This is a genomic window from Wolbachia endosymbiont of Tuta absoluta (assembly GCF_059414725.1).
Genome location: NZ_JBNRJY010000350.1, coordinates 1 through 8,598 on the forward strand (window position 1 = coordinate 1; position 8,598 = coordinate 8,598).

An 8,598-nucleotide genomic window follows, 5' to 3' on the forward strand; every position below is an offset into this window, starting at 1 on the left:
TAAAAATTTTAATAAAAAGATATAGGTTTAAATATTTTATCCATTAACATAGAGAAGTATTTGTTAATTCAAATAATACTTTTGTTAATTAATTTAAGGAGTGTGAAATGCCAAAAAAATTCCAAAACACTAAGAATAGGATGCGAAAGAGAGAAACAACAAATAAGCAGGAGATGAATGGTCCAACAATTAGAATTGTATCTGACTTGGAAAGTATAGAGCAAAACAGAAGGGTAGAATTTTTAATTAAAGGAGAGAATTTAACAGTAAAAGACCTCTCTATATCTTCTAGAGCAGCTGAGATAGGCTTGGTTACAGGAATAGTAAATTCAATAGACATTCCTCAAGCAATTCGTGAATCGACAATAGATGGAATTATTTTAGGTCTTAAGAATGGAGAAATAGAAAAAAGTAAAGAATATAATTATAGAGAATTTAAGAAAATATATCTAAAAAACCTTGTAGATGAATTGGGTAAGGATAGTTCAAAAAAGCTAAAAGAAAGAACTGATGAAAATAGCCAATTGAGAGAATCTACTACTGAAGAAATTGATTATCAGATGCAGGAAGATGTAACTATCGAATCAGCTTCTTTAACAAAACAAGAATTCGATTTTGCATCAAGCAAAGTAACTACTAAAGAGATTAATGACGTAATAAATGAAATAGAAGAATCAAATGCTAGTTATGGAATTACTCTTGAAGATATAAGTAGTGTTTCCCGTTTTGATAGTAATTCACAAGAAGTGTTAGATCATTCTATATTTAATAGCACAGATGTGGAAGGGCCTAAATTACCCGAAATAAATGGAGGACAGTATATAGGAATAGCAGGGATTGCTGGTGGTATATTTGGTGGAGTGCTAGCAGTAGCTTTTGCAGGATTAGGATACTTTGTATGGCATAGAAAAAATAGGGAAGGTAGCTACGATGTTGAAAAAGCGATGAAAAACCTTCCTGAACAAGCTCAACTTGAGCATTCCGGATCTACATCAGAAATAGAATCTTTGCTCAGCAATGCTACATCGGTAGCACATCTATCTTCTCAGATTAGTGTCGAGTAAGATTCCAGAGTTTGATGGCACAACAGTGCCATCAACTTAGCTCTTACAGCACTTATATGCTCTGGAACCAAAGGAGAAGAAATTTTCCTGTCTTACAAAAAATTTTATAACTCTTTCTCTAATTTTATATCGTTTTTACTAAGGTATAATAAATTGCAATGAGAAATTCAGATATTAATATATGTATTATTTAGTATAATAAAAATATAAAAATCTTAGTGAAAAGATGTGGACTTAAATAATTTATCTTTTATACATAAGGAAATATTGGTCAGCTTGGGGGTCATATATGTCAAGAAGATTTAAAAATACTGTAGGAAAAAAAAGATCAATCAATAAGGAAAAAAGGAATAGATGGATTAGTATTGAATCAGAATTGCGAGATGTAGAACAAAACAGAACAATATATTTTCTATTGGGAGGAGGTGATTTAAAACTTAAGTATGTATGTATGCTTGACGATACATCTTATCGTATTCTTGTTGCTGAAGGAGAAATAGTGCATGCAGAAAATCCAAAAGTGATGATTGATGATATTGTTTCTGATCTCAAGAGTGGAAAAATACGAAGTTATAAAAGATATAATGCCAAAGAGTTTTATGAAAAGTATCTCAAAGAGTTTTTGAGTAATGAGAACTTGCAAAAGCTGGAAGCTGGTGATATTGAAAATACAACAGCAGAACTACCAAACTTAAAACAAGTAATGGAAGAAATGAAAAAATCAAACGCTAGCAATGGAATTACAATGCGAAATATAGAAAGTGTTCAAAATACGACGAATATTTTGGGTAATCCTATGATTCATGATACAAACTTGAGAGAGTTTAAATTATTGGAAACACCTTCAAACGAGAAAAATAATATAGTGTTCACAGTAGGTATGTTAGCAGTAACAGTAGCTTTGGTAGCAGCTGTACCATTTAAATGTTGGTTTTATAATAGAAAAAATAAAAGCCATAGTAGTGCTAAGGAAGAAACTCCATCTAGTTATTTATTAAGTGCAATAACTTTAGAAAGTGGAACTAATTCTATTCGTTAGCCAAAATATTGCAAAAATAGAATTTTTTTATTATTTTTTTACAGTTTCCTCATTTAATAATTTTTATGCTCTAATTATTATACTTAATTTATCATTACCTGTTGTGTAAACAGGATGAGAATTTTCAATAATCTACATCCTTTAGTAAGAAAAAATCAATACATTCACGATAAATTTACCTCATATCTGTGTTTTATATGTGGAATTTCGAATGGAAAATTATGCAGGCAAAGAAAGAAGAATAGTGAATATAGTTACTCAACATTGGAGTGATATAAAAGGATCAGATAGAGAATGGCCAGAAAGACATGAAATAGACACTGCAGAAATCATGGAGTCATGGCAGCATTGTTTTATCATTGAAGTTAAAGATCGAGGTTATATTTGTGAAAATGCAGGAGAAAAAGCTATTGAATTCTATGGTTTTGAAAAAAAGATGTACATCGATGATAAGTATGCAATTGATGCACCATTTTTGCGGTTATATAAAATAGATGCAGTTATTGATAAACTTGAGACTGTAATAGAGAGTAAATGCTCAATTAACGAAGAGGAAGAAAGTGAAAGTGTTAAAATGAGGCAAGTATTGTTGCCAATTGGAGATAAAGAAGGTATAACACATATACTGGGTGTGATTACATTCAAGCTGCTTTAAAATACAATTTTAATTTGATTTTTTAATAAAGTTATCTATACTCATACTTAATTACTAATAAAGAACTAAATAGTGATGTTTGTAAATTTGTTTAGAATATGACGAAAATAAAATTAAAAACCAAATCTTCTGTCAAAAAGCGCTTTCACCTTACAGCTAAGGGTAAAGTCATCTCTACTCAGTCAGGTAAGAGACATGGCATGGTAAAAAGAAGTAAATCTAATATTCGTAATCAACGCGGTACAACGATTCTCAATAAATCTGACTCGCGTATAGTTAAACTTTATATGCCTTATGGTATTTAATAAAATGGAGGTAAGATAAAAATGGCTCGGATAAAGCGTGGAACCGCTACTCATGCTCGTCATAAAAAGGTATTAAAATTAGCAAAGGGTTATAGAGGACGGGCAAAGAATTGTTATAGAATTGCATTACAAAGGGTTGAAAAAGCACTACAGTATGCTTATAGAGACAGAAGAAATCGCAAGCGTGATTTTCGTGGTTTGTGGATAATACGTATTAATGCAGCGGCAAGAGAACATGGACTTACTTATGGTAGGTTTATGCATGGTCTTAAACTTGTTGGAGTTGATTTGAATAGAAAAATTCTTGCTGAGATGGCTGTTAATCATAAGGATGATTTTGCTAAATTAATAGAAACTGTAAGTAGTAAGTTAGCAGAAAATTCCTAAAGCAAACACACCTGAAAACATGAGAATTATTTTCATGGGGTCACCGGGGTTTGCTGTTGGTGCGTTAAACTTACTATTGAAATTACAGAGTGAAGTAGTAGCAGTATATACCAAAGCTCCAAAGCCTTCTGGACGTAGGCAGAGGTTAACAAAATCGCCAGTACACATCGTTGCTGAAAAAAGTGACATAGAGGTATGTACTCCTGCCTCTTTAAAATCTTCGATAGAGCAAGAAAAGTTTGGAAATTTTAAGCCAGACGTTGCAGTTGTTGCTGCGTATGGATTGATACTTCCAAAAGAAATTTTAAATATTCCCAAATATGGTTGTATTAATATTCATCCATCATTGCTGCCTAGGTGGCGCGGTGCAGCTCCGATACAGCACACAATTTTAGCCGGAGATCAAGAAACCGGAGTTAGCATTATGCAGCTAGATGAAGGATTAGATTCTGGCCCTATTTTAAAACAGAAAAAATTTCTTATTGAAAAAAGCGATAATTATAAGACGTTGTATGATAAATTGTCTGAATTAGGTAGTGATTTACTGCTGAAAGTACTAAACGAAATTGAAAAGCAAGTTCCCTTAAAACAGAGCGATAACGATGCGTGCTATGCTGACAAAGTAAAAGACTATAAAATTTACGCAAGTGACACCTGTGAAATTGCTTATAGAAAGGTTAAAGCATTTTATCCAAAAGCATTCATTAAGGTAGAGAATAAACGTATCAAGATACTTGATGCTGAATTTGAAGCCTTCACTTCAGGACAAGGTGAGATCATTAATGATAATATGCATATAAGTTTAAAAGGTGGTACTTTAATTCCTAAAGTTGTACAAATGGAAGGAAGAAATCCTTGCGATATTAAAGATTTTGTTCGTGGCTTAAAATCAAGTTTAACAAAAAAATTTATAGAATAGACTACTTTGAAAGGAGAGTGAGGAGAGCTAAAGCAACTTCTACAATTTGGTATTCCGCTGCTTGTTAGCGGAATCTACAACAAGATACCGCGTTTTGGTGTACGAACATTGCAATTTGCAGGTAATTTGAGTAGTAGATGGTCAGTGCTTGACACTGGAATCCAGTTTCTATTACCTGGTGTGCTCATTTAAAGTGAAGTTTTCTGGATCCCAGTGTCTGGGGACTAGGATGACATCTTTCTTGATCTCTTGTATCACAATGTTCGTACAGCTATGTGCTTGTTAGCGGAATCTACAACGAGATACCGCAGTGGTATGACGTAGTAGCTATATATAGACAAATTTTCTTTTCTTAGATATAATCTTAAGAAACCTTCCATATGAAAATTAAAAGAGCTTTAATATCAGTATACGATAAGACAAATATAATTGAACTTGCATCGTTTTTGATGCAGCAACAAATAGAAATTCTCTCAACAGGGAATACTTATAAAGTGCTATCAGGTGCGGGAATAAAAACGCAAGAAGTTTCAGATTACACACAATTTCCAGAAATACTAGATGGCAGAGTGAAAACTTTACATCCTAAAATTCATGGAGGAATACTCTGTGATCGAAAAAGGCACGAAAAGGAAATGCAGAATCTAGAAATTAAGCCGATAGATCTGCTTATAACTAACTTATATCCATTTTGGAAAACGGTTAATAGCAACTCAAGTGAGAAGCAAATCATAGAACAAATAGATATAGGTGGAGTAGCATTAATTAGAGCTACAGCAAAAAACTTTCATTTCACTTCAGTGATTTCTAGCATTCAAGATTACGAAACACTGAAAGCTGAGATGATCAAAAATAACAATCAGACAACATTAGAATATAGAAAACATCTAGCAACTAAAGCATTTGCTCTGACTGCACAGTATGATTCTAATATTTACAATTGGTTTTTATCACAGGGTAAAAGCAATGAGTTACCAGAGTTTTTTACTTTATATGGATGTAAAGCACAAGGACTCAGATATGGTGAAAATCCTCATCAAAAAGCTGCATTTTATAGCAATCAATTTAGCAAGTATCCACTGGAGAAAATACATGGAAAAGAGTTGAGCTATAATAATATAGTCGACATAGAGTCTGCACTTAACATAATTTCTGAGTTTCAAGAACCTGCAGCAGTGATAATAAAGCACAATAATCCATGTGGCGCTGCTGTTAGTGATAGTGCTTTAAAAGCATATGAAAAAGCTCTATCATGTGATGAAATAAGCAGTTTTGGTGGAATAGTTGCTTTCAATCGGGAGATAGATTTCAAGCTATCAGAGAAATTAAACGAGATATTTTTGGAAGTGGTGATAGCACCATCGGTAAACAAAGAGGCACTAAAAATTTTACAAAAAAAGAAAAATTTAAGAGTGATTATTCATCAATCTCTTCAGCAAAATGCAAAATATCAAATCAAAAATGTTGTTGGCGGGTTCTTAGTGCAAGAAAATAATAACCATACAGTAAAAGTAGAAGAAATAAACCGAGTGACAGAATGCACTACAACAAAAAAAGAGAAGGAAGATCTTATTTTTGCTTGGAAAATATGTAAACATGTAAAATCCAATGCAATAGTAATAGCAAAAGACGGTTGTGCTATTGGCATCGGTGCAGGACAAACAAGCAGAATAGATAGTGTGAATATTGCAGTAAAAAAAGCAGGTGAAAAATGTAAAGGCGCAGCGCTTGCTTCAGATGCATTTTTTCCATTTCCAGATAGTATAGTAGAAAGTGCAAAGCATGGAATTACAGCTATAATTCAGCCAGGTGGCTCATTGAAAGATCAAGACGTGATAGCAGCTGCAAATGAGAATAAAATTGCCATGTTTTTCACTGATGTTCGTAACTTTCTCCATTAAGCTTTGTATCCTGTCAAAATTATACCCACACAGGGCTTTGTTGCATAGCAGCTTATAGGTATGAAAATTGTAGTAAATTTATGTAGTTACTTTAAACTCAACTATACCTATCTGTAATTGTAAGCTGTACTCTTGAGCTCCTGATGCGATTTATAGCAAATCCTAAAATGCCTTGCTGTTTTTCCTTATAGACATTCAGCTTACCTTGTACATTAGCCTATCTGGATGACATTTTACTTTTTCTAGAATATAATAATTCCCTAGAAATTACCCTACTCAATTCTATTGTACCTTGTTTAACATTGAAACATGAGTCTGGAATCTAGAAATTTTTTAAGAACAAAAGTTATTCTAAGTTTTTGTTGGTAAGAAAGACTGGATTCCAGTGGGCTTTGTTGCATAGCTCAGATAAAAAGAACTGGAAGTTACTGACGAAATTCACTATAAAACAGGCATTTAACCTACGAAAGAAAAATATGTCACAAAAAATGAGAGTCAGTAACTGCCATGGATATAACAGATTTCTGCAAGAAAGAGGAAATATTTTTCATTTTATTAATGAGGCAATAGAAAATTGGTACGAAAATAGCCCCAAAATGCGAGGTGGAAATTATATTTATAGTAATAAAGTTGTGATTTTAGTGCATATAGTCGCTAGTCTCTTTAGAATTGGCTTAAGACAAACGGTAGGGTTTATAAAAGGATATTTGCAGCAAGTAGTTAGCAGTCATTAGCTATTCGCAGGCTTCAAGAAGGTTTCAATATTAAGATCAATGATTGCAGAGTTGATAAAAACAATATGGAAGATATTGAAATTGCCATAGACAGTACAAGTATCAGATAATACACCTGGTCACAGTAAGGAAAATAGCGAAGTATCGCAGTTATAAACAGGTAAGAAAGCTACACGTAATATTGAGTATAAATAGTAAAAAAGCTATAGCTGCACAATATAGCAATGGTGCCTACTCCGACCATTATGGTGCTTGCGACTTGCTCAGCTTTCAGCATGCTATAAAAGCATTATATGCAGACAGAGCCTATCAAGCTTTATAAATTGTGCAAAAAATATGATATAAAGACAAAATTTTACCGAAAAATCGTGCAGCGGAGCATACAAAATTGGATTATATGGCTGAAAGGAATGCTGCCATTAGATTATGTGGTAAAGACGGTGTGAAAGAGTGGAAGAAGGAAGCAGTTTATGGAAAAAGGTCATATATTGAAGGATTTTTTTCAAGATTAAAGCAAATATTTGGGTTTAGTTTTAGAAATAGATCTGAAGTAAATCGAGAAAAAGAGTTGCTAATAAAATGTTACTTACTCAATAAATTTACTGATATTGGCATGGCTAAGTTTTAGGTAGTTTCATGAATTTTTTATGCTTTACCCACTATCCGATAAGCGATGCAACAAAGCCATCCCAGTGTAAGCTACTCGGTTGACACCATCATAGAGATCAGCTACTTGGATGATAAAAGTAAGAAATATCGAAGTGTTGTGCTAGACTTTATACCTCTTGCATTCAAACTCACATAAATCATGAATTGTGCACGCTTCACACAAAGGTTTTTGTGCCTTGCAAATGTATCTACCGTGTAAAACTAGCCAATGATGAGCATAAAGTAGGTATTTTTTTGGCACTACATTCAAAAGAGACTGCTCTGTTTTAAGTACATCTTTTTCTTTCACAAGCCCAACTCTATTGCTCACTCTAAAAACGTGAGTATCAACTGCCAATGTTGGAATACCAAGCCCTGAATTTAAGAACACATTAGCGCTCTTTCTCCCAACCCCTGGTAAAGATACCAAATCATCGAAATTAGTAGGCACTTTGCTATTGTACCTCTCAATCAATATTTTGCTGAGCCCGATTATATTTTTTGCTTTGGAATTATATAAACCAATACTGCTTATGCATTTTCTCAGCTCACTTTGCCCAAGATTCAACATCTTTTCTGGCGTATCAGCGATACTAAATAGCTCCTTTGTAATTTTATTAACACTTATATCGGTCGTCCGCGCTGACAGAACTATTGCAACTAATAACGTAAAATGATTGGTATAATTTAGCTCTATTTTTGGCGCAGGATTTGACTGTTGAAATTTTTCAAATATTAATTCTACTTTTTTTGAGTCCATGCATAGAGCTAAAAGCTTATACTATACTGTTTGCTGTGCAAATTCAATTCTTACTATTACCCACAAATATAAATGGACATAAAAATAAAGTATTACAACATTAAAGTTTGCAAACATTGAGGGTAAAAAATGGCAAACAGGAATAATGAATGGGCTGAAAATGAATTTGGAGATGCTGTACTTGGA

The 8,598-nt window shown here is 33.1% G+C and carries 8 protein-coding genes and 2 pseudogenes; 8 read left to right on the plus strand and 2 right to left on the minus strand.

Annotated features, from left to right (window positions below; genetic code table 11):
* Window positions 1–107: 107 nt before the first annotated feature.
* From ACJ5GX_RS03670 to fmt, 6 genes are all read left to right on the plus strand, one after another.
* Window positions 108–1,064 carry a hypothetical protein gene (locus ACJ5GX_RS03670; RefSeq protein WP_052264870.1) on the plus strand — a complete coding sequence of 319 codons (957 nt, stop codon included), beginning with the start codon at window positions 108–110 and terminating at the stop codon, window positions 1,062–1,064.
* 289 nt (window positions 1,065–1,353) lie between these two features.
* The gene (locus tag ACJ5GX_RS03675) at window positions 1,354–2,103 is read left to right on the plus strand and encodes a hypothetical protein (RefSeq protein WP_007302083.1); all 750 of its coding nucleotides are present in this window, start codon (window positions 1,354–1,356) and stop codon (window positions 2,101–2,103) included.
* Between the two features lie 211 nt (window positions 2,104–2,314).
* Window positions 2,315–2,758 carry a PAS domain-containing protein gene (locus ACJ5GX_RS03680; RefSeq protein WP_007302082.1) on the plus strand — a complete coding sequence of 148 codons (444 nt, stop codon included), beginning with the start codon at window positions 2,315–2,317 and terminating at the stop codon, window positions 2,756–2,758.
* A gap of 98 nt (window positions 2,759–2,856) precedes the next feature.
* Window positions 2,857–3,063, plus strand: coding sequence for a 50S ribosomal protein L35 (gene rpmI, locus ACJ5GX_RS03685; RefSeq protein ID WP_006013548.1), 207 nt, complete (start codon window positions 2,857–2,859; stop codon window positions 3,061–3,063).
* 21 nt (window positions 3,064–3,084) lie between these two features.
* Window positions 3,085–3,450 (plus strand): 50S ribosomal protein L20, encoded by a 366-nt coding sequence (gene rplT / locus ACJ5GX_RS03690; RefSeq protein WP_007302081.1) that lies wholly within the window; start codon window positions 3,085–3,087, stop codon window positions 3,448–3,450.
* A 19-nt stretch (window positions 3,451–3,469) separates the two neighbouring features.
* The gene (gene fmt / locus ACJ5GX_RS03695; protein WP_096097199.1) at window positions 3,470–4,369 is read left to right on the plus strand and encodes a methionyl-tRNA formyltransferase; all 900 of its coding nucleotides are present in this window, start codon (window positions 3,470–3,472) and stop codon (window positions 4,367–4,369) included.
* Window positions 4,370–4,456: 87 nt separating this feature from the next.
* Here fmt and ACJ5GX_RS03700 read toward each other — a convergent pair.
* A pseudogene (locus ACJ5GX_RS03700) lies at window positions 4,457–4,591 on the minus strand (WPE palindromic element domain-containing protein); the annotation flags it as partial.
* A 158-nt stretch (window positions 4,592–4,749) separates the two neighbouring features.
* Here ACJ5GX_RS03700 and purH point away from each other — a divergent pair.
* Entirely contained in the window at window positions 4,750–6,270 is a 1,521-nt protein-coding gene (purH, locus tag ACJ5GX_RS03705; protein ID WP_052264821.1) for a bifunctional phosphoribosylaminoimidazolecarboxamide formyltransferase/IMP cyclohydrolase, read from the plus strand.
* A gap of 476 nt (window positions 6,271–6,746) precedes the next feature.
* A pseudogene (locus ACJ5GX_RS03710) lies at window positions 6,747–7,632 on the plus strand (IS5 family transposase).
* A 141-nt stretch (window positions 7,633–7,773) separates the two neighbouring features.
* On the opposite strand, the gene nth reads toward ACJ5GX_RS03710, so the two are convergent.
* Window positions 7,774–8,412, minus strand: coding sequence for an endonuclease III (gene nth, locus ACJ5GX_RS03715; RefSeq protein ID WP_007301977.1), 639 nt, complete (start codon window positions 8,410–8,412; stop codon window positions 7,774–7,776).
* Window positions 8,413–8,598: the final 186 nt, after the last annotated feature.

Coding starts and splice junctions, on each gene's coding strand:
- rpmI (WP_006013548.1), top strand. CDS start 2,857: ATGACGAAAATAAAATTAAAAACCAAATCTTCTGTCAAAAAGCGCTTT.
- purH (WP_052264821.1), top strand. CDS start 4,750: ATGAAAATTAAAAGAGCTTTAATATCAGTATACGATAAGACAAATATA.
- fmt (WP_096097199.1), top strand. CDS start 3,470: ATGAGAATTATTTTCATGGGGTCACCGGGGTTTGCTGTTGGTGCGTTA.
- nth (WP_007301977.1), bottom strand. CDS start 8,412: ATGGACTCAAAAAAAGTAGAATTAATATTTGAAAAATTTCAACAGTCA.
- ACJ5GX_RS03675 (WP_007302083.1), top strand. CDS start 1,354: ATGTCAAGAAGATTTAAAAATACTGTAGGAAAAAAAAGATCAATCAAT.
- ACJ5GX_RS03680 (WP_007302082.1), top strand. CDS start 2,315: ATGGAAAATTATGCAGGCAAAGAAAGAAGAATAGTGAATATAGTTACT.
- ACJ5GX_RS03670 (WP_052264870.1), top strand. CDS start 108: ATGCCAAAAAAATTCCAAAACACTAAGAATAGGATGCGAAAGAGAGAA.
- rplT (WP_007302081.1), top strand. CDS start 3,085: ATGGCTCGGATAAAGCGTGGAACCGCTACTCATGCTCGTCATAAAAAG.